This is a genomic window from Catellatospora sp. NPDC049609, assembly GCF_040675365.1.
Classification (GTDB): domain Bacteria; phylum Actinomycetota; class Actinomycetes; order Mycobacteriales; family Micromonosporaceae; genus Catellatospora.
In genome coordinates, this window is record NZ_JBFAOU010000063.1 from 16219 (window position 1) to 42222 (window position 26004).

Here is a 26004-nt window from a genome sequence, read left to right on the forward strand (position 1 = left end):
AGGTCGCGATGCTTTCTCACGTAGTGCTGATGACGTTCACCGACGCAGCAGATGCTGCCAAGGCCAAGGACCTTTTGGAAGCCCTGGTGGCGGACGTTGCGGAGATTTCCAGCATGTCTGTGCACCTCGATGAGCTGCACACTCCGGTCTCCGCGCACCTGTGCATGATCACCACGCACACCGACGCGGACGCCCTGGCCGGATACCAGCGGCACCCGGCGCACCTGGAGCTCGCCCAGTGGCTGCGCCCGCGCCTGGCCGCCCGCACGGTCGTCGACTACACGTCCTGACGGCCCGGGTGTCCGCTCACCGCGGGCCGCGGTCCTGCCCCGCCTCGGGCGGGTAGCCGAGCGCGGCGAGGTCGTCCCGCAGCTCGGCGAGCGTCATCGCGGGGTTCAGTGCTCGCACGACCGCGTCGGTGAGCGGGCGCGAAGCGACCACGTGCTCGACCGCCGCCCGGTCCGGCTTCCGCTCGTAGTAGTCCTCGGCGAAGTCGACATAACGGTCGACGATGTCGTCGAGCAGGATCCTGAGCAGGCCGGTGCCGTCCGGCCCGATGTCGTCGTACGGTCCGCGCAGCGCCGGGAAGTCGATGCCCGCCCCGGCGTGCCACCGGTCGTCGCCGGTGAGCCGCCACAGCACCGCCGTGGCGACGAAGGTGTCCAAGCCGGTCCCGTCCCCGAACGCCGGCTCGTCGAGCTGCGGAAGGAACACCGCCGGAAGGCCGTCGAGCAGCCCCGGCCACAGTTCGAGATCCGGGTCGCGGTAGGGCGTCATCTTCGACTCGTGGTCGAACACCCGGATGAACGCGCCGTCGGCCGTGAACACGACGGCCCACTCGTCGCCGCTGCCGTTGCTCATGAGCGCGGCCTCGTCCGCACCCCACGCGGTCGTATAGGTGTAGTACGGGTACCCGCCGTCGAGGATGCGTTCCAGCACGGCCAGCGCCTTGCACCGCTCCCGCAGCCGGTCGATCGGCGGCAGCTCGGCGGCGATGTCGTACGCGGTCACCGGCTGACCCTACGCCTGAGCGGCCGGGGGATCGACCACCCGGGCGAGTGGCGGCCGACGTCGCGGTGCGCGCGGCGAGCGCGATGCCGCCAGGGTCGGGCCCGACGGGCCCGCCGCTGCCTCGCCGGAACCGTGGCTTGACAAGCGCCAGGGTCCACCGTGGACGATGCGGCGGTGAGAATTCTCGTGGTCGGTGGAAGCGGTCTGATCGGTGCCCATGTCGTGGACGTGCTGCGCGAGCGGGGACATGCCGCGACCTCGGTGGCGCGCAGCGCCCAGCCGGGCGTCGACCACACCCTCGACCTGGGCTCGGCGTCGGTCGACGAGCTGCGGACGCTGCTGGCCGGGCACGACGGCGTCGTGTACGCCGCCCGCACCGACGAGCAGAAGCCGCTGCCCAAGCCGATCCATCCGGTGTTCCGCGCCGACCTCGTCGAGCCGGTGGTGCGCCTGTTCACCGCGGCCCGCGAAGAGGGCCTGACCCGCGGCGTGATCACGGGCTCCTACTACACCTACTTCGACCGGCTGCACCCGCAGTGGCGGCTCCCGGAGCACCACACGTACATCCGGTGCCGCGTGGCGCAGGCCAGGGAAGGCCGGGACGCCGCCGGACCGGAGTTGCCCGTCGCCGTCATCGAGCTGCCGTTCGTCTTCGGCCGCGCCGGTGACCGGCTGCCGAACTGGGCCGGCCCGCTGGACGGCTGGGCGAGATCGCGTACCCCTCTGCTGGTCCCCGTCGGCGGGACCGCCGCGGTGTCGGCGCGCAGCGTCGCCGAGACCGCGGTCGACGCCCTGGAGAAGGGAAGCGGCGAGGACATCCCGGTCGCGGACGAGAACCTCACCTGGGCCGACATGATCGGCCGCATCGCCGAGGCGGTCGGCCGCAGCCGCCGCGTCCGCCGCCTGCCCGCCACCGCCGTCCGGGCCGCGCTGGCGGCCGGAGGCTGGATGCAGGCCCTCGGCCGCAAGGAGTCGGGCATCAACCCCGCCCACTTCGCCGACCTCGTGCTCACCGACCTCTTCATCGAACCGGCCTCCGGCCGGCCGATCGACCCGTCACTGCGCGAGACCTTCGCCGGGCCGGGAGCGCCGCGGGACTGATCAGACGCCGTCGAGGTCGGCGGCGAACTCGTCCGGGGCGCGCATGCGCCAGGCGTCGGTGACGAGTTCGGTCAGGCGGGCGACGTCGACCTGGGCCAGCCGCAGCATGACCAGGGGCAGCCCGTCGTAGGCGGGCGTGGTGAAGAAGCGCGCGGGCTCGCCGAGCAGCAGCGCCTGCTTCTCCGCCTCGTCGCCGACGTACAGCACGGCGATGTCGGTGCGGATGACGCGCGGGCTGCCTGGAGTCCGCTCCGGGTATGACCAGACGAACCCCTTGCCGCCGACCCGGAAGTCGAAGCCCTCGCTGTCGATCTCGACCACGTGGGGTAGGGAGTGCGCCAGCCGGCGGACGTCGTCGGCGTCAGCCATCAAGATCACGCCCCCATGTCGGCTTCCGCATGCGCACAGCCTAACGGCCGCGTGGGACATGCCCGGGCGATCACTCAGCCGCCTGATTTGCGGCATCGGCGCTGCCGTGATCGGATACCGGCAGCATCGCGTGCCGGTGGCGGACAGCGTCAGGCATGGAGGTGTGGCACCGAAGGACCATCCGTGGCATCCCACGACAGCGACCGTGCGGTCGCGCTCAGCCTGCAACTGGCGCAGGCACATCAGGAACTGCGCGGCCGGATCGGCGCGCTCAAGGCGGATCTCGGCCGGCGCAGGCTGGACGACGACGTGCTCGCCACCCACTGCCTGGCGTTCTGCGCCGCGCTGACGACGCACCACCAGGGCGAGGACCAGGGCTTGTTCGCCGAGCTGGTACGCGAACGACCCGACCTCGCAGGGACCGTCGCGAGCCTCGTCGAGGACCACCACATGATCGAGTCGATCCTGCTGAGGGTGGCCGAACTCGCCGCGGACGCCGCCCGCTCACCCGGGACGGGGCTCGACGCGGTCAGCCGCGAGCTCGACGGGCTCATGGCGATCATGGAGTCGCACTTCAACTACGAGGAGCGCGCGATCAGCAGGGCGCTCGACGCCGGAGTGCCCGACACCGGCTGGTCGGACAGGGTGTTCAGGTTCCGCGAGGGCACGACCTGAGGTCGCGTCTCAGCCCGCACGGCGGGACTGCGCGACGACGCCGAGGATCGCCTCCACCACAACCTCAGGCCTGCTCTGGTGGATGTAGTGACCCGCGTCGGGCACCTGGACGTGCTCGCCCCGGTGCGCCGCCGCGGCGATCCCGGCTTGCCATGCCGTCCACCGCGCACGCATACCCGCGGGAATCCCCGTGGTCGCGCTCAGGACGACGACGGGGATGTCGGCGAACCGTGACCGTGCCCGCATGCGCCGGAACTCCGGGATCTGCGCGGCGATCATCCGTCCCTCGGCCAGGCCGGTGCGGATCTGGTGCCGCTGCGCCCAGCAGGCGAGTTCGGCGTCGACGAGCAGGGCCTGCACGGCCGGGTCGTCGGTGATCGCGCGTGCCTGGGCCACGGCCTGCTCCCGCAGCGACCGGTCGGCCAGGCCGAGCGCCCTGCGCCCGGCGAACAGCCGGTTGAGCAGCCCTTCGACCGCACTGATGAGCCACGGCCGGAACTGCTCGTGCGCCGGGTCCACCAGCACCAGCCCCGCCACGAGATCCGGCCGGGACCAGGCCGCGAGCTGCGCCAGCAACCCGCCCCAGCTGTTGCCGACCAGCACGCACGGACCGCCGCCGGTCTCGTCCAGCAACGCGGTGAGGTCGTCGAGCTGGGAGGCGAGCGTCAGCGCCGGTGCGGGGTCGCTCGCGCCCAGCCCGGCCCGGTCGTAGGCGACGACGCGGGTGTGCGCGGCCAGCGCGGGCAGCACGGGTGCCCAGGTCAGCCCGGCGGTGCCGCTGGCCGCGTCCAGCACGACGGTCGGCGCGCCCGTGCCCGCCTCGATCCAGCGCAGCTCGCGATCACCGCGTGCCGTGGCGCCGCGGGTCACCCCGCCGGGCACCAGCGCGGACAAGGCTCGCGCGATGACGTCTTCCATGCTTCCCCCGTCGCTTGTGGAGCTGGTCGATTCTGACGTACGGGTGCGCCGGGCGCTGCCCGGTGCCGCAGCCGCCGGGGCGGTGGGGGCCGGTCGCCGCGCGTACGCTGCCGGGATGACCGCGGCTGGAGAAGGCGCCGGATCCACCTCGGACGCGCGGTTCCCGCCGCAGCGGGTGCCCGGCCGGGGGCGGGGGTGGTACCGGGGCGACTGCCATGTCCACTCGACGCACTCCCACGGCGGCGAGCTGACGCCGGAGCAGCTCGCGGCCGCCGCCCGTGCGGCCGGGCTGGACTTCATCGCGACCACCGAGCACAACACGGCCGGCACGCACGGCCTGTGGGGGCCGCACGCCGGTGACGACCTGCTGGTGATCCTGGGTCAGGAGGTCACCACCCACACCGGGCACTGGCTCACGCTCGGCATCGGCGCGGGGCAGGTCGTGGACTGGCGTTACCGCGTGCGCGACGACGCGATCGACGAGCAGCTGGACCGTGTGCATCAGGCCGGTGGGCTGTGCGTGGCCGCCCACCCGCATGCGCCGTACCCCTCGGGCATGTTCATGTATCCGTTCGAGCGGTTCGACGTGGTCGAGGTGTGGAACGGGCTGTGGGCCTCCGACCTGCCCTGGAACGCCGACAATGAGGCTGCCCTGGCCGAGTGGGGTCGCGGCCTGGCCGTCGGCGTCCACTCGGGGCGGTGGCGACCCGCCATGGGCAACAGCGACGTGCATCTGCGGGACCAGATCGGCACGCCGCACACCGTCGTGCTGGCCGAGGAGCTGAGCACCGAGGCGATCCTCGCCGGGATCCGGGCCGGACACAGCTGGATCGCGGAGTCGGCCGCGGTCGCGCTGTCGTTCACGGCGACGGCCGGTGACCGCCGAGCCGGGGTCGGCGAGCGGCTGAAGACCGGCGACGAGCCGGTCATGGTGCGGGTGGAGGTCGGCGGCGTGCCGTCCGGCGTCGTCAGCCTGCACACCGACCGGGGCCGGATCCGGCACGAGACGCTGCCCGCCGGCGGGTCGGGCGTCGTGGAGTGGCCCACCAGCGCCGACGAGTCGGCGTATGTCCGCGTCGAGGTTCGGCATCCCGGGGGGAGCATGGCCGCGCTCAGCAATCCGGTCGTCCTCTGCTGAGGGTCGGCGCGGTCAGTCCGGCCGCGCGTGCTGGATCCGCTCGGCGATCCGCTTGATCCGCTGCAACCGGGCGTCCCAGGTCGCGCCGACCGCGAACAGCTGGGCGACCGCGCGGGCGAGCTGGGCCTCGTCCACTTCGTAGCGGCGCTCCCGCCCCGCCGGCGTGGCATGCACCAGGCCGACGCGGTCCAGCACGCCGAGGTGCTTGGCGACCGCCTGCCGGGTGACGGGCAGCTGCTCGCTGAGCGTGGTGGCCGTGCCGCCGCCGTCGGCGAGGAGCAGGCCGAGCATCCGCCGACGGGTAGGATCGCCGACCGCGGACCAGAGCTCGTCGTCGATCGTGGAGTTCACGGCCGCGCGACCAGCCGGGCGGCGTACCGGACGAGGCGAGGGAGGAAGAGGTCCCAGCCGCGGACGTGGTCGCGGTAGGCCTCCTCGAGGACGGCGGCCTCCCACCCGCGCTCCCGGAAGCCGGTCTCCGTGAAGCGCAGCAGGGTGCCGTCACCGGAGGGAACGAGGTCGAAGGTCACCAGCAGCGAGTTCGTCGCGGTGGCCGGGGCCTCGTCGTACACCCAGCGGAACGCGAACCGGCGGGGCCGGTCGGCCTCCAGGACGGTGAGCGGCGCGATCTTGGCGTTGGCTGCCGCCGGGTCGCCGAAGATGATCCTGCCGGCGGCGCCCGGGACCGGGTCGAGCTCGGCGTGATCGGGCCACCACTCGCGCAGATGCTCAGGAGAGCTGATCACCTCGTAGACCACCTCGGGGGCGGCGTCGATGCGAAGCTCCCGCTCAATGCTTCCGAACTCCACGTGTCCCACCTCATCTCAAGCAACCGTCAGTTGTCCGCCAGCGTATCCGGCTACCTTGAAAAGCGCAACTATTCATTGCGCGAAATCGTATGCAGTTGCCACGACGTGCTCTCTTGAAGGAGAAACATGCAATGTGTGGTTGCAGATTGGGTCGTCATCGGCCTACGCTCGTGCAACCGTAGGTTGCTAGTTTGGAGTTGGAGATGGAGCTTGCATCGCGCACCTCGCGCGACTACTCGACGTCGTACACGGTCGGGCAGTCACCGGAAGAGGTCTACGCCGCCGTTCTGGACGTCGGCGCGTGGTGGACGGGCCAGGTCGAGGGGCGCGCCGACGCGGTGGGCGCCGAGTTCACCTACCGACACCCGCCGCAGCACTACAGCCGCCAGCGGGTGGTCGAGCTGGAGCCGGGGCGGCGCATTGCCTGGCGGGTCACCGACAGCCTGCTGGCCTTCGTCCCGGAGCAGCGCGAGTGGATCGGGACCGAGATCGTGTTCGACATCGCCCCCACCGCCGGGGGGACCGAGCTTCGGTTCACCCACGTCGGTCTGGTGCCGGACGTCGAGTGCTTCGGCGCTTGCTCGACGGCCTGGCTGCACTACATCAACGGCAGCCTGCGCAGCCTGATCACCACGGGAGCGGGTCTGCCCGATCCGTGGTGACCGGCTGGCCGGCCGTGCGTCACCCGGCACGCACGGCCGGCCGGCGGGTTCGCTAGTTGCCGATGTTCGCCTGCGGGCCGGTGTACGTGCGCAGCAGCGCGGGCACGTTCGCGGCCGGGTCGAGCGTGTACGCGTAGAAGCTGCCCGGGTTGAACGCCGACCCGTTGGTCGACGCCTTGCCGGTGCAGTCGACCCGGATGCTGCCCGACTCCCGCAGCTGCGCGGCCGTGGTGTCGGGGTAGTACGGGTTGGCGACGTTCTCGAAGTAGCTGTTCTCCAGCACCATCCGCGTCCCGCCGCGCGACAGGTTGCCGTACGACGCGACGTTCTGCAGGTAGTTGTTGTAGAGGTGGGCGTACGCCACGTTGTCGGTGCTGGGGTTGCGCTGGTTGGTGTCGTGGATCCAGTTGTGGTGGATCGTCATCCGGGCCGTGACGTTCTCGGTCCAGCCGATGCCGAAGGCCTTGTTGGTGTTGCCGAGGTTGTTCCAGGACACGGTCAGGTTCGTGGTGTCCTTGCGGCTGTCGATCAGGCCGTCGTTGGTGCGGCTGACGGTGTTGTGGTCGATCCAGACGTGGTCGGCGGTGTCCATCTGGATGCCGTCGTAGTCGTAGTCCTTGTCGTCGGGGTCGTCGGCGGCCATCAGCGTGTCACCGATGGTGAGGTTGCGGATGATGACGTTGCGGGTGCCCGCGCCGAGGAAGAAGCCGCCGTTCTTGATCCTGCCGTTCCGCCCGACGCCGATGATCGTCTTGTTGGACTTCACCGGGATCTCCATGCCGTAGGGCGTCACGGTGATGGTGGCGTTGACCCGGATGACGTACGCCTCGCTCGCGGCGGCGTAGCGCACCAGGTCGGCCTGGTTGGTGACGGTGACGGTGGTGCCGCCCGCGCCGCCGGTGGTGCCCGCGGCGAACCCGTCGGCGGTGTTCGACCAGGTCCGGCCCGAGGTGGGGGACGGGGACGGAGCCGCGCCGACGGCGTTGAAGGCCCACTGCATGCGGGCGATGTCGGAGCAGGTCTCCTGGACGACGGGGTTGCCGCCGGCGGTGGAGCCGTCCCTGTTGCTGACGCACAGGTTGGTGGCGACGCTGCGGATCAGGTACTTGCCGGCGGCGGCGGACGACGCGGTGAAGGTCCACTGCTGGTTGGTCTTGGTGCCGTCGCCGCAGCCCCACTGCTGCAGCTGGGTGCCGGAGGTGGTGGAGCTGCTGGGCACGTCGACGCAGCGGCCGCTCCTGACGTTGGCGAGGTTGAACCCGCCGGACTGGGCGACGGCTTTGAACTGCTGCTCGGTGGCGGCGGTGCTGCAGGCGATCTGCTGGAGCAGCGCGCCGTTGTCGACCGAGCCGCCCGCGACGACGGCGCACTTGCCGCTGGCGCCGTTGGCCAGGGTGTACACGCCGCCGTCCGCGGGGGCGACGGCTGCCTCGGCGGGCCAGACCGATCCGGCGACGACCACGCCGGACAGCGCCACGGTGGCGGCGCTCAGCACGGCCAGCAGGCCGCGTTTGGTGCTACGCACGATGCACTCCTTGGGGTGAGGGGCGGTCAGCCGACCGGGTTCCAGCCGTCGGATCCGGCCAGGTACCGCTGCGGGGTGTGGTTCGGGGCCTGCGCGTCGGACAGCTGCGGGCGGTTGCCGTTGACGGTCGCGCCCGCGCCGGTGTTGCGGTACTCGGTGAACCGCGCGTTCTGCCACGTGTTGGTGGACATGTCGGTCCACGGCTGCGCGGTGCGGATGGTCGCGCTCAGCGCCGTCTCGCGGTAGAGGACCTGCGCGTCCTGCCGCCACGGGCGGCCGAGCTGGGTCACGTTGTTCGCCGCGCCGGTGACGTTAGAGCGGTAGAAGAGCATCCCGTAGGCCTTCGTCGCGGGCGTGCTCGCCGCGGTGATCGGGCCGCCGGTCGACCGCCGCTGGTAGATCTGGCAGCTGTGGAACACGATCGTGCCGCCGCCGAAGATGAAGTCGACGGTGCCCTCGATGTAGGAGTTGCGCACGTACGCCCGCGTGGCGTCGTTGACCAGGAACGTGTCCTGGTTGCCGAGCAGCCGTACGTTGTCCAGCACCGCCCGGTCGGCGTTGAGGTGCAGGGCGACCGCCTGGCTGCCCTCGCCGTAGTCGTTGGAGACGGTGAGGTTGACCAGGGCCAGATCGTGGCCGTACCCGAACAGCGTCGCGCTGCCCGAGGTGCCGTAGCCGCCCGCCGCGCTGCGGTTGTTCACGATGACCGTGTGTGACGCCGCCGAGCCCAGGCCCTGCAAGGTGACGTAGGGCTTGTTGGCGGGCAGGGTCACGATCTCGCGGTACGTGCCCGCCTTGATCGTGATCACCCGGCGGGTCGTGTTGTTCGCCGGGACGGCGTCGATCGCCGCCTGCACGGTGCGGTAGGTCCCGGTCCCGTCCGAGGCGACCGTCGGTCTGGTGGTCGTGCCGCTCGGCGACGGCGAGGGTGCGGTGCCGACGGCGTTGAAGGCCCACTGCATGCGGGCGATGTCGGAGCAGGTCTCCTGGACGACGGGGTTGCCGCCGGCGGTGGAGCCGTCCATGTTGCTGACGCACAGGTTGGTGGCGACGCTGCGGATGAGGTACTTGCCGGACGCCGCCGTGGAGGCGGTGAAGGTCCACTGCTGGTGGGGCTTGGTGCCGTCGCCGCAGCCCCACTGCTGCAGCTGGGTGCCCGACGTCGTCGAGCTGTTCGGCACGTCGACGCAGCGGCCGCTCCTGACGTTGACCAGGTTGAACCCACCGGTCCGGGCCACGGCGCGGAACTGCTGGTCGGTGGCGGCGCTGTTGCAGGCGATCTGCTGGAGCAGCGCGCCGTTGTCCACCGATGCGCCGACGACGTCGGCGCACTTGCCGCTCGCTGCCGAGGCCAGGGTGTAGACACCGCCGTCGGCCGGGGCGACGGCCGCTTCGGCGGTGGACATGGTGACGGCCAGGACGCCGGCCGCCGCTGCCGCGACGGCGACGCCGCCCGCGAGCAGGCGGCGCCACGAGGAGCGGCCCCGCCCGGCGATGCCGGTCGGCGGGGATGATCTGAACATCTCTGGTCCTTTCGGGACGGTGGTGCAGCGGCGATGGCGCCGGGCGGGCGCCGTCGCCCCGGGGACGGGTGGTGCCGGACCGCCCGGTGGTCCGGCGTGGGCGACGCCGTGGCCGTGGGCGCGGCCGGTGTCGCTGTCTGGTAGACGGGACGAAGACGCGGCCGTAACCGAAAACGGCGAAGTTTGTTTGCACGCCAGCCAAAGCAACCGCAGCGGTCGATGTCTTTACAGCCTGCTGGGCGGCGTGCCAGGATGGCGGCGATCCTCAATAGATCTTGTTTGAGAACGACTTCGCGGCCGGAGCGGGGAAGGATCCATGGACGCCCACGCGGACACGGCGGACGTCGTCGCGGCCCGCGACGGCGACCGGGAAGCCCTCGCCCGGCTGCTCGCCGGGCACCTGCCGCTGGTCTACAACGTTGTCGGCCGGGCCCTGCACGGCCACCCCGACGTCGACGACGTCGTCCAGGAGACCATGCTGCGCGCGGTGCAGGCGCTGCCGGCGCTGCGCGAGCCCGAGCGCTTCCGGTCGTGGCTGCTCGCCATCGCCGTACGCCAGATCCAGGACCGCGCCCGGACCCGCCGCGGCGAGCTGGTCCGCGCGCACCCGGCCGGGGAGCTGCCGGACCCGCCCGACCCGGACGCCGAGTTCGCCGACGACGCGGTCACCCGGCTGCGGCTGGCCGACGAGCGCCGGATCGTGCTGGAGGCCGGCCGCTGGCTCGACGCCGACGACCGGCGCGTGCTCGCGCTCTGGTGGCAGGAGATCGCGGGCGGGCTGACCCGCGCCGAGGTCGCCGCCGCGCTCGGGCTCACCGTCGCGCACACCGGCGTACGCATCCAGCGCATGCGTGCCCATCTGCTGCGGGCCAGGGCGGTGCTGGCGGCGTGGCGGGCCCGCCCCCGCTGCGCGGGCCTGACCGCCGTGGCCCGCGGGTGGGACGGCAGCGCGGAGCCGCGCTGGCAGAAGCGGCTGCACCGGCACATCACCGACTGCCCCCGGTGCCAGGCGGTCAGCCGCCCGCCGATCGCCACCGAGACCATCCTCGCCGGGACCGGCCTGCTGCCCGTCTCCGCCGGCCTGCTCGAAGGCCTGCTGCACGCCGTCGCGACCAGCGCGGCACCGGGCGGCGCGGCTACCGCGCTCGCCGCCACCGGCTGGTGGAGCACGCTGCTCAAACCGCTCGCCGCCAAACCGGCGCTGACCGCGGGCACGGCGGCGGGCACGGCCGCCGCCATCGCCGTCGTGGTCGTGCTGCTGCCCGGTCAGCCGAGCTCCGACGGCGGTGCGGTGGCCGCCCCGCCCAGCCCGAGCACCCCGGCCGCGACGGCACCGGCCGCCCCGCCGAGCGCGTCGGTTTCTCCGTCGGTCACGGCCGCCGCCGCGCGGACGCAGCTGTTCCTGTCGCCGACCGGCAGCGACGACGGCGACGGCAGCGCGGCCCGGCCGTACGCGAGCCTGGCCAAGGCGGTGTCGGTGGTGCGCCCCGGCCAGACGATCGTCGCGGGCGGCGGCACGTACCGCGCGGTCGACCCGGTCGTGATCGCGACCGACGGCACCGCGCAGCAGCGGATCACGCTGACCAACGCGCCGGGGGAGCGGCCGGTGTTCGACGCCGCCGACCTGCGCGCCAACACCTGGTTCATCACGCAGACCGCGGACCACTGGACCGTACGCGGCCTGGAGATCCGCAACGCGCCGCGTGACGCGTACGTGTGCCGGGCGTGCCGGCAGGGCGTGTTCGACCGGCTGTCCATCCACGACAACGGTGGCACCGGCCTGACGCTGCGCGACCCGGGCACCGCGGGCAACCAGGTGCTGAACAGCGACTTCTACCGCAACCACGACGCCGGCGCCGCCGCCGACGGGCTGTCGCTCAAGTACGGCGCGGGCACCGGCAACATCGTGCGCGGCTGCCGCGTGTGGGGCAACGTCGACGACGGGTTCGACCTGCACGAGTTCACCGACCCGGTCACCATCGACCGCAGCTGGGCGTACGGCAACGGCATCGACCACTGGCGCGACCCCGGCGTGGCCGTCACCGGGGCGGGCAACGGCTTCCGGCTCGGCGGCGGCAACCCGGCCCCGGCCGTGCCGCACGTGGTCACCAACAGCGCGGCCTGGGACAACACCGGCTACGGCTTCACCGAGAGCGCCAACCGGGGCACCCTGCGGCTGACCAGCAACACGGCCTACCGCAACGGCAAGGAGGGCTTCGCGTTCTTCTACTCCAGCTCGGTGTTCCGCGCCAACCTGGCGCTGGGCAACGCCCGCGAGGCGCGGCTGTCCGCCGACGCCGTGCAGGACGGCAACTCTTGGAACCAGTCCGGCTGGACCGCCGACGCCCTCGTCGAGGACGACCCGGCGGGCGCGCAGCGCGCCCGCCCCGGCGACGGGAGGCTGCCGGCGACCGCCTTCCTCACCAACGACCGTGATCCCGCGCTCGGCGCCCCCATGACCGGCTGAGCCTCCGATTTCGGGCTGTCGTCAAGACGCCTTGAGGATGGTTCGGTGAAGCAACAGGCCGAAGTCCCAGATACTCCAAAGGATCGACTGATCGAGATCCTGGCTGGGCGGTGTCATCGGACCGGCAATCCCATGGCGCTCAAGTGTCTTCAAGATTGCGTAGACCACGACAACGCCATTCGGAAACATCGCGGCCAGCTCGTAGTCAGGCACCCCGAGGTGATGCGCACTGGACTGCGTTGGTCCCGCTCCGGACTGGGCGAGCCGGTCAAGCACTCTCAGGTGTCCGCCTTCCATATCGCGGACTGCTGCGTGGATAAGCTCAAGCTCATCGACGGCGGCATCGTCGTGGGCGAGAAACCCGGATGCAAGTATCCGGCCGAACGCGGCCAACTTTCGCTCGCTGCTGGTGCGTTGAGCCGACTCCATGACGTCAGCGACAAGGTCCGAGAGTCTCTCGTGGGCAGCAGCAACTGCCAGTAGGTTCTCAGGATCGGCGCCAGATTCGCTGGAAAAGGATCTGCCCACAGCCGCGATCCGCGCTCGCCGCCGTTCGGCATGATCGTCGATGTATTGTGCGAGCGCGGGGCCGACGACGGGCACCAGCCCGGCGGCGAGTTTGAGCTCAGGGCGCAGGCGGTCCAGCGCCGATTGTCTGTCGTCCGCCGAGTCCACTGAACCTCCGACACCTTGTCATGTTGCTTCGCCATCATCCTCAACGAAGGTAATGCGTGCGGTCCAACGGAACTGCCCACCGGTATGCCGTGGCCGCCGAGGAAGGCAGATACCCGAAACGGCAACGGGGCGTGCGCGTACTGGTCACTCAGACCCGGTATCGGGAGCGTCCCGGCGGATGGCGCCTATCGCCCAGGCGGCTACGGTCCGTATCGCGGATCACCACCGGACGCGTTGACGACCTGAGCTGTCCAGCCTTCAAAAGCTGCACCCCGACGTATACCGGCTGCTGTGACAAGGTCGTGCCCCGCTGCAACGGGCACAAGCGATCACGACGGTTGAGTAAGGTGCTCAGGATGGAACCTTCCACGGCGGATGCGGTCCCAGGGTTTCAAGGCCTGTGCTGCTGCCTCACACTGTTCGTCGGCGGCCCTCTCCTGATCATGCTGAGCCGTGTCGGCCAGAAGAAGAGCGGGCGCCCCGGGTCCGACGCTGCGGGCGGTGACGACTGGAGCCCGTCCTGACACGAAGCCGGTGGAATGACGGGCCGTTGCCGACCTCGTCGACAGTCTCCACCGGGTACGCGCTGTCTCCCGACCGCCGAGCGAGTAGAGCGACTAGATCGGGAAGCGGCCGCGGCACCAGCGCCAGCGGCGGCCTGCCTGCAGATGGTCGATGATCGCGCGCTGGAGCACGGTGCGGCGCGGCAGCCGGTCCAGGGGCGTGGTCAGGGTGCGGAACACGAACCGCAGCGCCTCGACGTCGGCGTCGATCCCTTCCGGCTCCTCGTAGGGCTCCAGCTCGAACCGCCGCTGGAACCGGACGATGTTGGAGTCCTCGGGCAGGTACTCCAGCAGCTGCGGGTCGAGCAGCCACGAGCCGCAGGAGAACGCCGTGTAGTGCTCGTCGGGGAAGTGGCGCGGGAAGAACGCGCGGGCCTCGTCGAGCGACGCCGCGACCGCCTCCGGGGTCAGCGGCCCCGACTCGGGGATGTGCAGGCCGATGGCGGTGTCGCCGCGCTGGTGCTGCAGCCGGCCCAGCTCGTAGAGGCCGCCCCGGGCGTGCAGTGTCAGCCAGCTCTGCATGACCGGCCAGCCCTCGCGGTTCATCCGCCGGTCGATCGCGAGGTTGCGGCCAAGGTCGGCGAGCGTCGCCCAGGACACGCCGTCGGGGACACCGTGGTCGCGGTGGTACGCCCGGACGACGTCGACCAGCGCCAGGTACGCGTACACGTACAGGTGCCGCCAGGCGGGGCCTCGGTCGCGCGGCAGCTCCGGGCCGGGCGGCAGCCACTCGTGGCCGCCGAGATCGGCGCGCACCAGGGCGATCGAGCGGTCGAGCAGCCAGCGCAGCTCCGCAGTCCACAGTGGCGAGTCCGGGTCGGGCCAGCCGGCCATGATCTCGGCAGCGTCGTCCGGCCGCACCGCGAGCCGGTCGAGGATCGCGGGCGCGTCGGCCTTGGCGGGCAGCGGGGCCGACGGCAGGTCACCGGCGAGCCGGTGCACGCGGTCGACGTCCTCGACGGTCACGCCGAGCCGGGCAGCGATGTCGTCCAGATCCACGCGGACGATGCTACCCAGCCGGCCGATCCGCGGTCACCCGGAGAGCCGGCCGCGTAGCGACCGCAGAGCGGCCGTGGTGAGCCCGGCCCGCGTCAGGTACTGCTCCGCGCTGCCGTACCGGCTCTCCAGGTGGGCGAGCGTGTTCAGCATGGGAAGCGGCGCGCAGCCGTCGGTCCGGGCGTAGTCGCCCGCGATCGTCTCGTGGTCCACCCCGGCCAGGCGCAGCAGCAGCGCCACGAGTACGCCGGTGCGGTCCCGTCCGGCGTGGCAGTGGACCACGACCCCGCCCGGCGGCGCCTCGGCGACGGCGCGCACGGCCGCGCCGATGCGGAGTGCGCAGTGGTCCAGCATCGGGGCGTAACTGTCCGGTGGGGGCACGTAGTCCAGGACGTCGTCGAGCATGGGCACGTGCCGGTAGAGGTCGTCCCCGGCGAAGGGGCTCGGCTTGTGCTCGCACTCCCAGGCCCACCGAAGGTCGACGATGCGGCTCACCGCGCCGGCGCGGAAGGTCGGCACCGCCGTGGCCGCCAACCGGTGATGGCCGTCCGAGCGCAGCAGCGCACCGGCCCGGATCGGGCCGTCTCCGGCGGGTAGACCGCCGAGATCGCGGGCGTTGCGGCAACCTGTCCAGTCGAGGTTCATACGAAACTCCCAGGTGGCACGGGGTCAGCGGAGTTCGGTGAGGAGGTCCTTGCCCTGCTGCCAGGAGCCGAGGCCGGAGTCGGCGTTGAGATGGCCGCCGCCCGGCACGACGACCAGGCGCGAGCCCCACGCCTGCGCGAACTGCTCACAGCGCGGCAGCGCTGCCCACGGGTCGTCGTCGGCGGCGACCAGGATGCTCGGGAACGGCAGCGGCACCAGCGGGATCGGCCGGAAGTTCACCAGCTCGGGCACCTCGGCGGTGTCGATGTCGGCCGGGGCGACCAGCAGCGCGCCGCGTACCCGCGAGGTGTCGCCGCCCCGGGCGACCCAGTGCGCCACGGTGACGCAACCGAGGCTGTGCGCGACGAGCACCACCGGCTCGGGCGCGGCCGCGACGGCCGCCGCGAGGGTCGCGACCCAGTCGCCGAGCCGCGGCTGGAACCAGTCGGCCTGCTCGACCCGCCGGTACTCGGGGTGCTCGTGCTCCCAGCGGCTCTGCCAGTGTTCGGGGCCGGAGTTCTCGAAGCCGGGCAGGATCAGCACGCTCGCCATGGCGGCAGCGTAGTACGGCGGCCGGCGGCACCTCGCGCGGCCATGATCGGTTCAGCGCCGTGGGTGCGGCCGCACGGGGCCACCGCGATGATCTTCCCGGCTTAGGATGACCAGGTGATGGAGCAGGTGAGCAGCCGGGTTGTGTACCGCAATCCGTGGATGACGGTCCGGGAGGACGAGATCAGGCGCCCGGACGGCAGCCCCGGCATCTACGGGGTCGTGGAGAAGCCGGACTTCGCCCTGGTGCTGCCCCGCTGGGAGGAGGGGTTCTGGCTGGTGGAGCAGTACCGGTACCCGGTCGGCCGGCGGGCGTGGGAGTTCCCGCAGGGCAGCTGGGGCAGCGGCAAGCACGGCGACCGGACCGACCTCGCCCGCACGGAGCTGGCGGAGGAGACGGGCCTGCGCGCCGGGTCCATGGCTCACCTGGGCCACCTGTTCGAGGCGTACGGCTTCTCGAACCAGGGGTTCGACGTCTACCTGGCGACGGAGCTGAAGGAAGGCGCCCACGACCGGGAGCCGACCGAGCAGGACATGATCCATCGTGCGTTCACGGACGCGGAGATCGCGGCGATGATCCGATCAGGGCAGATCGTGGACGCCCCGTCGCTGGCGGCACTGACGCTGTACCGCCTGCAGGCGGCGTGACGTGGCGGCAGCGTCACCAGAGCTGCGCTGCTAGGACGCGGTTTCCGCCTGGTCGGGCGCGACTTGCGGGCGCCGGCTCATCGGGATGTCGCGCAGGTTGAGCAGGAAGATCAGCGCGACCCCCGCCACCAGGGCGATGTCGGCCACGTTGCCCACGAACGGGCCGTAGTCGATGAAGTCCACCACGTGGCCCCGGGCGAAGCCGGGCTCGCGGAACAGCCGGTCCAGCAGGTGCGTGAACGCACCGCCCAGCATCAGGCCCAGCCCGACGGCCCAGGCCCGCGACGCCACCGAGCGGGCGAAGAAGACGATCGCCACGACGGCCACCGCGGCGAACACGGTCAGCACCCAGGTGTACTCGGTGCCGATCGAGAAGGCCGCGCCCGGGTTGTAGGTCAGCCGGAGCCGCAGCAGCTCGCCGGCGACGTCGATCGGTGCCCGGCCGGCCAGCTCGGTCTCCGCCCACCACTTGGTGAGCTGGTCGACCGCGACCAGCGCGGCGGCGAGCACGAGCAGCATCGGGTACAGCCGAGCCGGCCGACCTGGCGACGTCGTCCGCTCCTCGGCTGGCTGGTCCATCTCGATCTCCCTGTCCCGGTATCCGCTCCCGCGGGCGTGCGGCCTGCCACAGTAGCCCATCGTGGTGCACCGCTGGCGGCCGACGACGAGCAACCGCCGCGTCGTCGAGATCACGACGCGGGCGCGGGTGGCGACCTATCGGTATGTCCGTTTGTTGATGCGCTGATGTGTCCGGGGTCGAAGATCTGTTTCCGTGGACGCTTACCGCCGCCATGGTGACGGCTGGCGCCCACAGAAACAGATCTTCGCTGTTGACGTCAGCGGATCACCCTCCGCAGGATGTCGCTGGGCCAGATGCTGACCGTGCTGCCCTTTCGTGGCCCTGCGGTCAGCTCGATGCTGGGTGCGCCGGTTTGGTCTCCAGCGACACCGATGATCCGGCCCACCGAGTGGGGATGGAGTGCGAGGGCGACGTGATCGCCTATACCGACCTCTTGGCCGCTGGCGATGATCCAGCGCGCTGCGCCACCAGCGGTCATGGACACTTCCGCAGGCCGGTGAGGATCGCGCGCACCGCGATCGTCGAGCTGTTCCAACGATGTGCGCGATTCACCGCGTAGGCGCGGGCGATCTCATGAACCGCGTCGCCGACCGAGGGCTGCGATGCGGGCTCCTTACGTTCGAAGACGCGCGGTGCCTCGTCCCGCTCCTTGATGTTCATCATGCCTCCCGCGAAGCGGGGCACCGAGGCGAGGGAGATGGTGCGTGGCCGCCCCGGTGCCCGTCGAAGCCGGGTTGCCCGCCCGGCAGCGGTCCAAGTGGACCGATGGGGAACACGTTAGGAGCGGGTCGGCAGGTCGGCGGGTAGGAACCGTACCTGTGGTACGGCTACCGCAGCAGACCTACCACCAGCGCCAGCTCGCGGGCGTCGTCGCGGACCGGACCACCGTTGTCCACCAGATCGAGGAGCGCCTGCCTGACGAACGGTTCCCGCTCGGTCACGTCGAGGTTCTCGCGAAGGGCCTTGCCGATCATGTGGACGAGCCCGACGGGGTCGCCGGTCAGCTGGTATGCCCGCGCGATGTCGATGTAGGCGGCGGCACGACGGTGCGCGGGCAGACCGCCGAGGTCCAGCGTCGCGGACCGGCGGATCGCCCGGCCGGGGTGGAACAGGTCTGCCTCCATGCCCACGGCTGTGGCGGCCACCTCTGCGGCGCCGAACATCAGCCACGGGTGCATGTAGCCGGCGGGCAACGCATCCGCCGCTCGTTTGGCCCGGTCCCAGCACTGCCAGGCGAGCCCTTCCTCGCCGGCCTTGCTGTGCGTGCGTGCGGCGGCCAACTGGAGCTTGCCCCATCGCGCCAGCTGCTCGGCCTCACCGGAGTGAGGATCCAGCTCGGCGGTCGCGTCCACGACGACGTCATGTGCCATGCCGAGTTGTCCGGACGACCGGTAAACGTGGGCGTAGTACCAGGCGGCGGCGGCGATGGCGGCCGGGTCGTCGGAGTCCTGCGCGGCGGCCATCGCCCGGTCGGCTGACAACCACACCATCTCCGGGTGCGGACTGAAGGCGAAGAGCTGCTGCGCCAGGTGGTAGGTCCGCGCCACGCCGGTGCCCGCGCGTCGCCTGGCCGTCCCGTCGAGGTGCGCCACCGTGGCGCGGGCCTCCACCAGCAGATCGGGCAGGACGGCGGCGATCGCTGCCTTACCCGCGGGCGCGGTGTGCCACAGCTGCCAGGCCTGGTCGACCCGGCCCAGGAACCGGTCCACGTCGGGTTCGGTGCGGGCCGAGGGCCGTGCGTGGCTGGTCATCACTGCGACGACCCGGTCACCGGGAACGCTCGCCGCCTTGGTCAGGGCCGCCACGGGCATCGAGCCGCTGCCGGTGAGCTCGGCCAAGTCCGTCACGCCGAGCACTTCGGCGAGCCGGAGCAGCATCGGCAGCCGAGGTTGCAGGATGCGGCCGTTCTCCACCGCCTTGACCCACTCTTCGGACCGCCCGACCAGGCCGCCCAGGACGGTTCTCGTCTTGCCCGCCCGCTCCCGGTGGCTGCGCAGCCGGGCGCCGAAATCCGCTTTCCTCACCGAGGGCACCTCCGCACGAGGATCGATAGCGCCGACGGTACGTGGTCATCGGGCAGGCTGCCATCGGGCAAGCGACCTGTGGAGCTATGCCCGGACACGCGGATACGACTTGCCGCCTTCCTCTTGCCGCAGCTGATCCGCTCCCAGCGCCTCCAGCCGAGACACCGCACGCGGCTCAACCTAAGCGCGACTACGGGCGCGGCGACGGTGAGCCAGCGCGCTCTCTGGCTACGTCGACTTCCAGCAACAGGCGCAAAGCCCTGTTGGCGTAGTCCCAACAAGGATAGTCATTTGATGAGGCGGACGTCTCAATTCCCGAGGCGATACAGGCTTCAACCAGGTCAGTCTCGATCTCGTTCTTCGAGTCGGGATGCTGCCGCCCTAGCTCGACGAGGGATCGCTCCGCCTCCAAGCGGACGAACTCAGTCTCATCGTCGAATCTGGACAACAGACATTCTCGAACTTGCGTTGTCGGTGTGGTCTGGCCGAGCACGCGCACCGCAGCTCGTCTAGTCTCGGCTGCTTTGGAGTTCTGTGCCAGGTCAATCGCGACTCGGATAGCCGGTTCGCTTAGCGCACCGCCATTGGCCAGTACTTCTAGAGCGCCAATTCTGGTCGATGGGTTGCCTGCGCCCGTGGCTATCCTCAATGCCGTGCTGATCTCGCTTTTAGTTAGCGTGCCGTGCTTGGCTACAATCTGTAGGGCCCGGACCTTTACAGCACGGACATTCACGGTGATGATGATACTCCGTGCGATGGCGAGCTCGTGTTCTGTGGGTGGACCGCTAGAGACCAGCGCCTCCAGCGCCAGCATTCGTACGGTGGGGTCAGAAGCGTTGGTGGCTAGATCGGTGAGCGCGGCGACGGTCCTTTCGTTGCGTGTGACCGGGTTGGCCAGTGCTTCGAGGGCCACGTTCCGCACAGTTAGTTCGTCGGCGCTTGTGGCCAGATCCGTAAGAGCGTGGATCGCGCGCTCATTGACGGCGTTGCCGGCAGAAAGAACCTCCACGGCTCGAACGCGTGTTGTTGGATCATCGTTATTGGTGGCGAGCTCGGTGAGTGTTGCGACCGTGGCCTCGCTGATCGCCCCACCTCGGACGAGCGCCTGTGTGCTGATGCTTCTAGCGAGGTGATCTGTCGCCGTCGTGCTGACTTGCAGGGCGATTGCAGCCAAAGGCTCCGAAAGTGCATCCACTAGGGCCAACATTAGTATATTGATGACCTTGAAGAACTGATCATTGGAACTAGTGACCTGCTCGGTGACGGCGGTGATTACTTGATTGGTGAGTGCCCGTCGAGCAGCCAGCACCTGCGTCGCAATGATTCGGACGAACGCTTGATCTGAATTTATGGCCAGCGTGCTTAGTGCGATGAGCGCCGGTTCGTATAGTTGATCGCCGGCGGCGAGCGCCTGCACCGCTTTCACCTGCATCGCAGAGTCAGTGAGGGTGGTAATCAAGCTTTGGGCGATATCAACCACCGGCTCACTGAGCATGCCGCAAACGCTAAGTGCTTCCACTGCGCTGATCTTTGAGCTGGGGTCACTGGCCGTGTTGGCTATATTGGTCAGACAGGCGATGATGGGATCGGTCAGCCTGCCGAGCTCGCAGGCTATGATTGCAAGAGTGCAGAACTGTTCCGGAGTGGTGCGGCTGGCGATTTCAGCCGACGACTCGATGGCCATCAATAGTCGGTTGGCGGCCTTTGTGGAGCCGAGGGCTGATAGGTGCCAGGACAAGGCGGCGCGATACCCGCTAAACCGGCAACGGCTTGTCTGTGGGTTAAGCCACTCGTTGACTGAACGATTTATGATGGCATCAATGGTGACGGTACTCAACGGGATGTCATCGGCAAGCGCGCGCAACATGAACAGGAAATCCCGTCCGAGAAGATCCTCATGGGGACTGGGATTGTGAGTGGCGGGGTAAATGGCATCGCTGACTAGAGTTTCAAGTTGCTCGAAGTAATCTATGCCAATCAAGCCCAGTGCGAGCAAGATCGGTTCATCATAACGGGGGTCGTGCAGCCTGCTCCGAAGGATCGCAGCCCGTTCGGTGGAGTCGCCGCGAAAGGCGAGCGCCCGGCCCGCATAATATTCTTCGAACGTCAGGTGGGTGAATCCGTAGCGTCCCGGAGCCCGTTCGACCAGCAGCCCGGTATGGCGATCGATCTTGTCGACGAAGTCCAGTACGCCTAGACCGGCGGCGCTGTTCATCGGATCCGCAGACTGCAGGACCTTGTCGTCCCAGGTGATGCCTTGATTGGCGGCCCAAAGAGCGCCGAGCACGCGCAGGAGTTCAAGTTTTGTTGCGGAGCCCTCGGGGCGGTGTTCATGTATCCACTCGCCTAGCTCGGTCAGCCAACCGCTCATGACACGGTCGTCCGGCAGATCAGCCTCAGCAACGCCCTGAACTGACCGCCACGTGCGCCCCAGCGCTTGGCAGACCTCGACGTAAGCCTCGACCCGTCGATGGGGAAGGCGTCCGCTGGCGCGATGGACCAGAACGAGTGCGGTTAGAAGCAGCGGGTTGGTGGCGAGTCGGCGTACCCCGGCATTGTCGCTTAAGGCTTCCTGGATAGCAGACGTCTCCCGCTGCGCAGCTGCGCGAATTGCCGACGCGGAGCCTCCAGGTGTTTCGGCTCGCTCGACCTCCTGACAGTAGACTTCCAGGAATCGAGCGATTGTTGCATCGTCCATGTCCTGGAGACGAACTGCCTCGAACGGGGCCGGTAGAGGTGCGGCCGAGTAGCCGGAGATTCGGCTTGTTACTACGAAGCGATTGTCCTGGCGCGAGTGCGCGGTCACAAAGTTGACCACTGCTTCCACGACGCTGCGGCGTTGTTCAGCGGATGCGATCTCGTCTAAACCGTCGAGGAGAACCAGGCAACCACCGTCCGACAGTCGTCGTTGTATCAGATCGGCCAGGCCGGGCGTATGACACTCCAGGCTTTTGAGGTATGTCGGCATGAAATCGGTGAGCGACGTCGCTTGGTGGGTTCTACGTGCGAACTCGCCGACCCTCAGATAGATCGGGAACATCGGAGGCAGGCCGTTCACCTGTTGGTCGGTGTTGAAGGCGCGGGCATGACTCAGCGCCAGATATCGCAAAAGGGTAGTCTTTCCTGCGCCCGGGTCCCCGAGTACCAGAAGGTGGGGTGTCGTGCGAACGGCGTCAAGTACCGGCAGGCCCTTACCGGAGCTATCCGCCGTGTCGCGGGAGAATGTGCGGCCGTGCTCTAGATTCAGCCGGTCAAGAGCTGCCTCAAAGGATGCCTCGTCGAGTTGCCCCGCGCGCAGCATCGCTTGCAGCCTGTCATGTTCCTTGCTGAACCAAAGTCGAGATCGATCTCCTGGGTGCCGGTCACGCTGTGCCTGTAGTCCTATGAAGACTTGAGCGAGTGGCAGCTTGACGGTTGTCTTGCGGACTACACCGGCTGTCGGAATCCAACGGAACTGGCCGATCAGCCACCGGAGGTAGTGGGTTTGGTCATCATCGGTCGCAGCTGCCACGCCCAGCCCTTTGGCTAGCTGAACTGCAACATTCGCAGTGGCGGTGGAATCGACTCGGGCAGTTATCTCGGCGAGTGCTGGCTCGCGCCGCACCTCGCCCACCAATTCCTCGATAAGGGTGGTGAACACCGGTCGCAAGGCATTGATGCGGTCCCACCGCTCGTCGTAGGAGGGCGTCGGTCCCAACGAGTCGACCGCCTGCTCGGCTAGCCGGATCGCTGATGGAGGAGATCCTGGCACGATTGCTTTTGCGAGTTCCGTTGCACCTTCGAGCGCGAGGAAGTCGGGATTGATATCGAATTCGGCCAGACGGAGGCCGTGTTTGCTACGAGTTGTTTCATAGGCACGGTCGAGTGCGTGCTCAAGTGCCTTCATCTGCGGGTCGCCCAGGACTCGCGCCCCTAGGCTCTTGACGGCCGAGCTGCCTAGCAGCTTGCCTACTTCGCCTGCTACAGCCTTAGCAAGTGCGCTGAGCACGGACGCGGTAAGCGGTTCCATGGTCGGAGTGTATCGACGGGCCACTCTGGCGCATCTGACTCGCTTGCGCACGTCGGCGAGTCTGGCCGTTCAGCCTAAATGATTCACCTCATGCCGGGTACGCGTTGGCGGCCGCACCCGCGCCGCCGGCCCGGAACGCGGCCGGCGCATGCACCACGCAGGTCTGCGTGTACTCGGTGATGCCCTCGTCGCCGTACTCGCGGCCGTAGCCGGAGCGTTTGACGCCGCCGAAGGGGGCGCGCAGGGACATGCCGGTCCGGTTGTGCGTGTTGACGAACACGAACCCCGCTTCCAGCCGCCGGGCCAGCGCGAACGCGCGCTCCTCGTCGGCCGACCACACCGACGCCGCGAGCCCCAGCTCGCCGGCGTTGGCACGGGCCACCAGATCGGACTCGTCGCGGTAGAACAGCAGCGGCACCGTCGGCCCGAACTGCTCCTCGGCCACCACCGGAGCATCGTCGGGTACGCCCACCAGCAGCGTCGGCGTCACGAAGTGACCGGCCCGCAGGTCGGTGCCCGGGTCGACGCGGCCCAGCGGCAGCGCGCCGCCGCCCCGCGCCAGCGCGTCCTCGACCAGCCCGTTCACCCGCACCGCGGCCTCGGCGCTGACCACCGGACCCATGCTCACGCCCTCGGCCAGCGGATCGCCCAGGCAGAGCACTTCCTGCGCGGCGGCCAGGTACGCGTCGAGGAACTCGTCGCGCCGGGACTCCGGCAGGTAGAGCCGCTTGGCGGCCATGCACACCTGACCGCTGGTCGCGAACGACGCCATGACCAGCCGCCGCATCGGCTCCGGGGACAGGTCGGCGTCGTCGAGCAGCAGCACCGGATCGTTGCCGCCCAGCTCCAGCACGGTCGGCGTGGTCTGGGTCGCGGCCGTCGCGGCGACCAGCCGGGCGGCCCGGTCGCCGCCGGTGAACGCGACCTTGCGGACCAGCCGGTGCCCGACCAGCGCCGCGCCCGCCTCGGTGTCGCCGTGCACGGCGTGCAGCACATCCGGCGGCAGCGCGGCGGCGAGCAGGCGCACCACGCGGTCGATGGCGAGCGGGGCCAGCGGTGACGGCTTCACCACGACGGTGTTGCCCGCGGCCAGCGCGGGCCCGATCTTCAGCAGGGACAGGATGATCGGCGCGTTCCACGGCGTGATCGCGGCGACGACCCCGTACGGGCGGCGGCGCAGCAGCAGCCGGCCGGCCGCGTCGTCGAGCTCCGTGTCGGCGAGCACCCGGGTGGCCCGCCCGGCGGCCCAGCGCAGGAACGTCAGCGCGAAGCCGATCTCGCCGCGGCAGTCGGCCAGCACCTTGCCCGACTCGCGGGCCAGCAGCTCGGCGAGCAGTGGCAGGTGCGGCTCGACGGCGCCGGCCGCGTCCCGCAGCAGCGCGGCGCGTTCGGCTACCGGCGTCGCGGCCCAGCCGCGCTGGGCGGCGTCGGCGGCGCGCACGACCCGGTCCACCTGCGCCGGTGACGCGGCGGGGACCGTGCCGACCAGCTCGTAGACCCGCGCCGGGTTGTACCGGGCGACCTGGCCGCCGTCGGCCGCCGCAGCGGTCCGGGCGACCGACTCGGGGCCGGACAGGGGAGCCGGGGCGTTCACGCCGTCACCGGTCGCGGGGCGGCGATCTCGGGGGCGTGCGGCCACGCCGGCGCGTTCACACCGTCTCCGGGCGCAGCGAGGCGATCATGCAGGCGCGCAGCAGGTAGGCCCGCGAGCGGGCCGGGTCGGCGGCGATCGTGCGCAGCTCGTCGAGGTGCGCGGCGCGCGCGACCGGGTCGGTGGCGGTGAGCCGCTCGTAGTTGCGGTGCGACACGGTCTGCACGTACTCCAGCGCGATGCGGCGCCGGTCGTCGGCCGCGTCGGCGGCGGCCCGCTCCGGGCCCGGCCCGGACAGCGCGGCGGCGTATGCGACCGCGTCGTGGATGCCGGAGTTCATGCCCAGGCCGCCGAGCGGGTTGTTGACGTGCGCGGCGTCCCCGGCCAGCAGGACCCGGCCGTGGTGGAACGACGCGGCGACCCGCTGGTGCACCCGGTAGATGCTGGCGTGCGCGACCCGCCACGGGCGGCCCGGGTCGGCGACCAGGCGCAGCCGCGCGTCGAGCCGCGCCAGCTCGGCCTCGTCCGGCGAGCCGTCCGGGGTGGGCAGCAGCACCCGCCAGTGATCCGGCGTACGCAGCAGCACCGACCAGTCCACCGGGTCGAACACGTAGTTGACCTCGGCCAGCTCGTCGAGCAGCGCGTGCAGGTCCTCCCCGGTCGAGGCGACCAGAAACCGCTCGGGGTAGGTGATGCCCGCGAACTCGACGCCCAGGCCGCGGCGCACGGCCGAGTGCGCGCCGTCGGCGGCGATCAGCCAGTCGGCGTCGAGGGTCGTCGCGCCGGCGTGGACGCGTACCCCCGTGGTGGTGTGCTCCGCGCCGGTGACCGCGTGCCCGAAGCGGATCTCGCCACCCCGGCGGGTCAGGTGCTCGGCCAGGATCGGGGTGAGCTTGGACTGTTCGAGCTGCACGCGGTAGGGGTAGGGGGTGTCGTTCGCGAGGACCGCCAGGTCGAGGGTGGCCACGTGCCCGGCGGCGCGGTCGCGGTAGGCGAAGGTCGGCGCGACCAGGCCCCGGGCCAGCAGCTCGTCGACGACGCCCAGCTCGGCGAGCATCTCCAGGGTCGGCGGGTGGAACGTCGACGCCCGCGACTCGGCGGCCAGGCTCCCGCCCGCTTCCAGCACGGTGACCTGCGCGCCCTGGCGGGCCAGCGCGAGCGCGGCGGTCAGCCCGACCGGTCCGGCCCCGGCGACGACGACGTGGGTCATGGCCTCTCCTCGCGGTGATCCTGCGGATGGCACGGCTGGGGGCCGGCCGGCTTTCGCGGCCGGGAGACTGCGGCTTGCGCGCTCCGGCGGCTCATGCCGCGTACCTGGCGTCGAGGGCGAGCGCGTCGTCCTGGCCCACCAGGGAGGTGAAGTCGGGCCAGGCCATCCGGTCGACCGCCGTGGCGCTGCCGGTCGCGGCGATCGCGGCGTAGGCGTCGGCGGCTCGGCGGCGATCGCGCCCAGCGCGCCGTCGCTGACCGACACCTCGTCGGCGGTCAGGCCCGCCCGGTCGAGCTGCCGGGGCAGCAGGTGGTCG

24 protein-coding genes and 1 pseudogene are annotated in these 26004 nt (G+C 70.4%); 7 read left to right on the forward strand and 18 right to left on the reverse strand.

Going from position 1 to position 26004, the window contains the following annotated elements:
- Nucleotides 1-8: 8 nt before the first annotated feature.
- Nucleotides 9-290, forward strand: coding sequence for a Dabb family protein (locus AB0J67_RS19250; RefSeq protein ID WP_363484207.1), 282 nt, complete (start codon nt 9-11; stop codon nt 288-290).
- Between the two features lie 16 nt (nt 291-306).
- Here the strand turns inward: AB0J67_RS19250 and AB0J67_RS19255 are convergent, their stop codons facing one another.
- Entirely contained in the window at nt 307-1011 is a 705-nt protein-coding gene (locus AB0J67_RS19255) for a hypothetical protein (RefSeq protein ID WP_363484210.1), read from the reverse strand.
- Between the two features lie 174 nt (nt 1012-1185).
- Here AB0J67_RS19255 and AB0J67_RS19260 point away from each other — a divergent pair, with 174 nt between their 5' ends.
- Nucleotides 1186-2112, forward strand: a complete 927-nt coding sequence (locus tag AB0J67_RS19260; RefSeq protein WP_363484212.1) for an NAD(P)H-binding protein — start codon at nt 1186-1188, stop codon at nt 2110-2112.
- Here the strand turns inward: AB0J67_RS19260 and AB0J67_RS19265 are convergent, their stop codons facing one another.
- Nucleotides 2113-2481 (reverse strand): MmcQ/YjbR family DNA-binding protein, encoded by a 369-nt coding sequence (locus tag AB0J67_RS19265; protein ID WP_363484215.1) that lies wholly within the window; start codon nt 2479-2481, stop codon nt 2113-2115. It abuts the gene before it with no gap.
- A gap of 183 nt (nt 2482-2664) precedes the next feature.
- On the opposite strand from AB0J67_RS19265, the gene AB0J67_RS19270 reads away from it, so the two are divergent.
- Complete coding sequence (locus tag AB0J67_RS19270; protein ID WP_363484217.1) at nt 2665-3156, forward strand: hemerythrin domain-containing protein; 492 nt, start codon at nt 2665-2667, stop codon at nt 3154-3156.
- A gap of 9 nt (nt 3157-3165) precedes the next feature.
- Here the strand turns inward: AB0J67_RS19270 and AB0J67_RS19275 are convergent, their stop codons facing one another.
- Nucleotides 3166-4074 (reverse strand): alpha/beta hydrolase, encoded by a 909-nt coding sequence (locus AB0J67_RS19275; protein WP_363484220.1) that lies wholly within the window; start codon nt 4072-4074, stop codon nt 3166-3168.
- Between the two features lie 115 nt (nt 4075-4189).
- On the opposite strand from AB0J67_RS19275, the gene AB0J67_RS19280 reads away from it, so the two are divergent.
- A complete protein-coding gene (locus AB0J67_RS19280) occupies nt 4190-5212 on the forward strand; it encodes a CehA/McbA family metallohydrolase (protein WP_363484223.1) in 1023 nt (340 codons plus the stop codon).
- A 12-nt stretch (nt 5213-5224) separates the two neighbouring features.
- Here AB0J67_RS19280 and AB0J67_RS19285 read toward each other — a convergent pair whose 3' ends face one another.
- Both AB0J67_RS19285 and AB0J67_RS19290 read right to left on the reverse strand, forming a co-directional pair.
- Nucleotides 5225-5563, reverse strand: a complete 339-nt coding sequence (locus AB0J67_RS19285) for a helix-turn-helix transcriptional regulator (RefSeq protein WP_363484226.1) — start codon at nt 5561-5563, stop codon at nt 5225-5227.
- Nucleotides 5560-6021, reverse strand: a complete 462-nt coding sequence (locus tag AB0J67_RS19290) for an SRPBCC domain-containing protein (protein WP_363484229.1) — start codon at nt 6019-6021, stop codon at nt 5560-5562. Before AB0J67_RS19290 ends, AB0J67_RS19285 begins: the two co-directional genes overlap by 4 nt.
- Before the next feature lie 203 nt (nt 6022-6224).
- Here AB0J67_RS19290 and AB0J67_RS19295 point away from each other — a divergent pair, with 203 nt between their 5' ends.
- Nucleotides 6225-6683: an SRPBCC domain-containing protein gene (locus AB0J67_RS19295; RefSeq protein WP_363484232.1), complete on the forward strand. Its 459-nt coding sequence runs from the start codon at nt 6225-6227 to the stop codon at nt 6681-6683.
- A gap of 52 nt (nt 6684-6735) precedes the next feature.
- On the opposite strand, the gene AB0J67_RS19300 is transcribed toward AB0J67_RS19295, so the two are convergent.
- Entirely contained in the window at nt 6736-8208 is a 1473-nt protein-coding gene (locus AB0J67_RS19300) for an RICIN domain-containing protein (protein ID WP_363484235.1), read from the reverse strand.
- 26 nt (nt 8209-8234) lie between these two features.
- A complete protein-coding gene (locus AB0J67_RS19305; RefSeq protein WP_363484238.1) occupies nt 8235-9731 on the reverse strand; it encodes a pectinesterase family protein in 1497 nt (498 codons plus the stop codon).
- Nucleotides 9732-10047: 316 nt separating this feature from the next.
- Between AB0J67_RS19305 and AB0J67_RS19310 the strand changes: the two genes are divergently transcribed.
- On the forward strand, nt 10048-12198 hold the full coding sequence (locus AB0J67_RS19310; RefSeq protein WP_363484241.1) for a sigma-70 family RNA polymerase sigma factor: 2151 nt from the start codon (nt 10048-10050) through the stop codon (nt 12196-12198).
- Nucleotides 12199-12219: 21 nt separating this feature from the next.
- Here the strand turns inward: AB0J67_RS19310 and AB0J67_RS19315 are convergent, their stop codons facing one another.
- From AB0J67_RS19315 to AB0J67_RS19330, 4 genes are all read right to left on the reverse strand, one after another.
- On the reverse strand, nt 12220-12873 hold the full coding sequence (locus tag AB0J67_RS19315; protein ID WP_363484244.1) for a hypothetical protein: 654 nt from the start codon (nt 12871-12873) through the stop codon (nt 12220-12222).
- Nucleotides 12874-13490: 617 nt separating this feature from the next.
- A complete protein-coding gene (locus tag AB0J67_RS19320) occupies nt 13491-14435 on the reverse strand; it encodes an acyltransferase domain-containing protein (protein WP_363484247.1) in 945 nt (314 codons plus the stop codon).
- Between the two features lie 33 nt (nt 14436-14468).
- On the reverse strand, nt 14469-15077 hold the full coding sequence (locus tag AB0J67_RS19325; protein ID WP_363484250.1) for a tyrosine-protein phosphatase: 609 nt from the start codon (nt 15075-15077) through the stop codon (nt 14469-14471).
- Nucleotides 15078-15101: 24 nt separating this feature from the next.
- Entirely contained in the window at nt 15102-15629 is a 528-nt protein-coding gene (locus tag AB0J67_RS19330; RefSeq protein WP_363484253.1) for an alpha/beta hydrolase, read from the reverse strand.
- Nucleotides 15630-15746: 117 nt separating this feature from the next.
- Here AB0J67_RS19330 and AB0J67_RS19335 point away from each other — a divergent pair, with 117 nt between their 5' ends.
- Entirely contained in the window at nt 15747-16274 is a 528-nt protein-coding gene (locus AB0J67_RS19335; RefSeq protein ID WP_363484273.1) for an NUDIX hydrolase, read from the forward strand.
- Nucleotides 16275-16304: 30 nt separating this feature from the next.
- On the opposite strand, the gene AB0J67_RS19340 is transcribed toward AB0J67_RS19335, so the two are convergent.
- From AB0J67_RS19340 to AB0J67_RS19370, 7 genes and pseudogenes are all read right to left on the reverse strand, one after another.
- Nucleotides 16305-16853 carry a signal peptidase II gene (locus tag AB0J67_RS19340; protein ID WP_363484256.1) on the reverse strand — a complete coding sequence of 183 codons (549 nt, stop codon included), beginning with the start codon at nt 16851-16853 and terminating at the stop codon, nt 16305-16307.
- A 475-nt stretch (nt 16854-17328) separates the two neighbouring features.
- The gene (locus AB0J67_RS19345; RefSeq protein WP_363484259.1) at nt 17329-17514 is read right to left on the reverse strand and encodes a hypothetical protein; all 186 of its coding nucleotides are present in this window, start codon (nt 17512-17514) and stop codon (nt 17329-17331) included.
- 167 nt (nt 17515-17681) lie between these two features.
- Nucleotides 17682-18878, reverse strand: a complete 1197-nt coding sequence (locus tag AB0J67_RS19350; RefSeq protein ID WP_363484262.1) for a helix-turn-helix transcriptional regulator — start codon at nt 18876-18878, stop codon at nt 17682-17684.
- Nucleotides 18879-19068: 190 nt separating this feature from the next.
- The gene (locus AB0J67_RS19355) at nt 19069-22887 is read right to left on the reverse strand and encodes a HEAT repeat domain-containing protein (protein ID WP_363484265.1); all 3819 of its coding nucleotides are present in this window, start codon (nt 22885-22887) and stop codon (nt 19069-19071) included.
- Between the two features lie 88 nt (nt 22888-22975).
- Complete coding sequence (locus tag AB0J67_RS19360) at nt 22976-24481, reverse strand: aldehyde dehydrogenase family protein (protein ID WP_363484268.1); 1506 nt, start codon at nt 24479-24481, stop codon at nt 22976-22978.
- Between the two features lie 55 nt (nt 24482-24536).
- A complete protein-coding gene (locus tag AB0J67_RS19365; RefSeq protein ID WP_363484271.1) occupies nt 24537-25688 on the reverse strand; it encodes an FAD-dependent oxidoreductase in 1152 nt (383 codons plus the stop codon).
- A gap of 91 nt (nt 25689-25779) precedes the next feature.
- Nucleotides 25780-26004: pseudogene (locus AB0J67_RS19370) on the reverse strand (hypothetical protein); the annotation flags it as partial.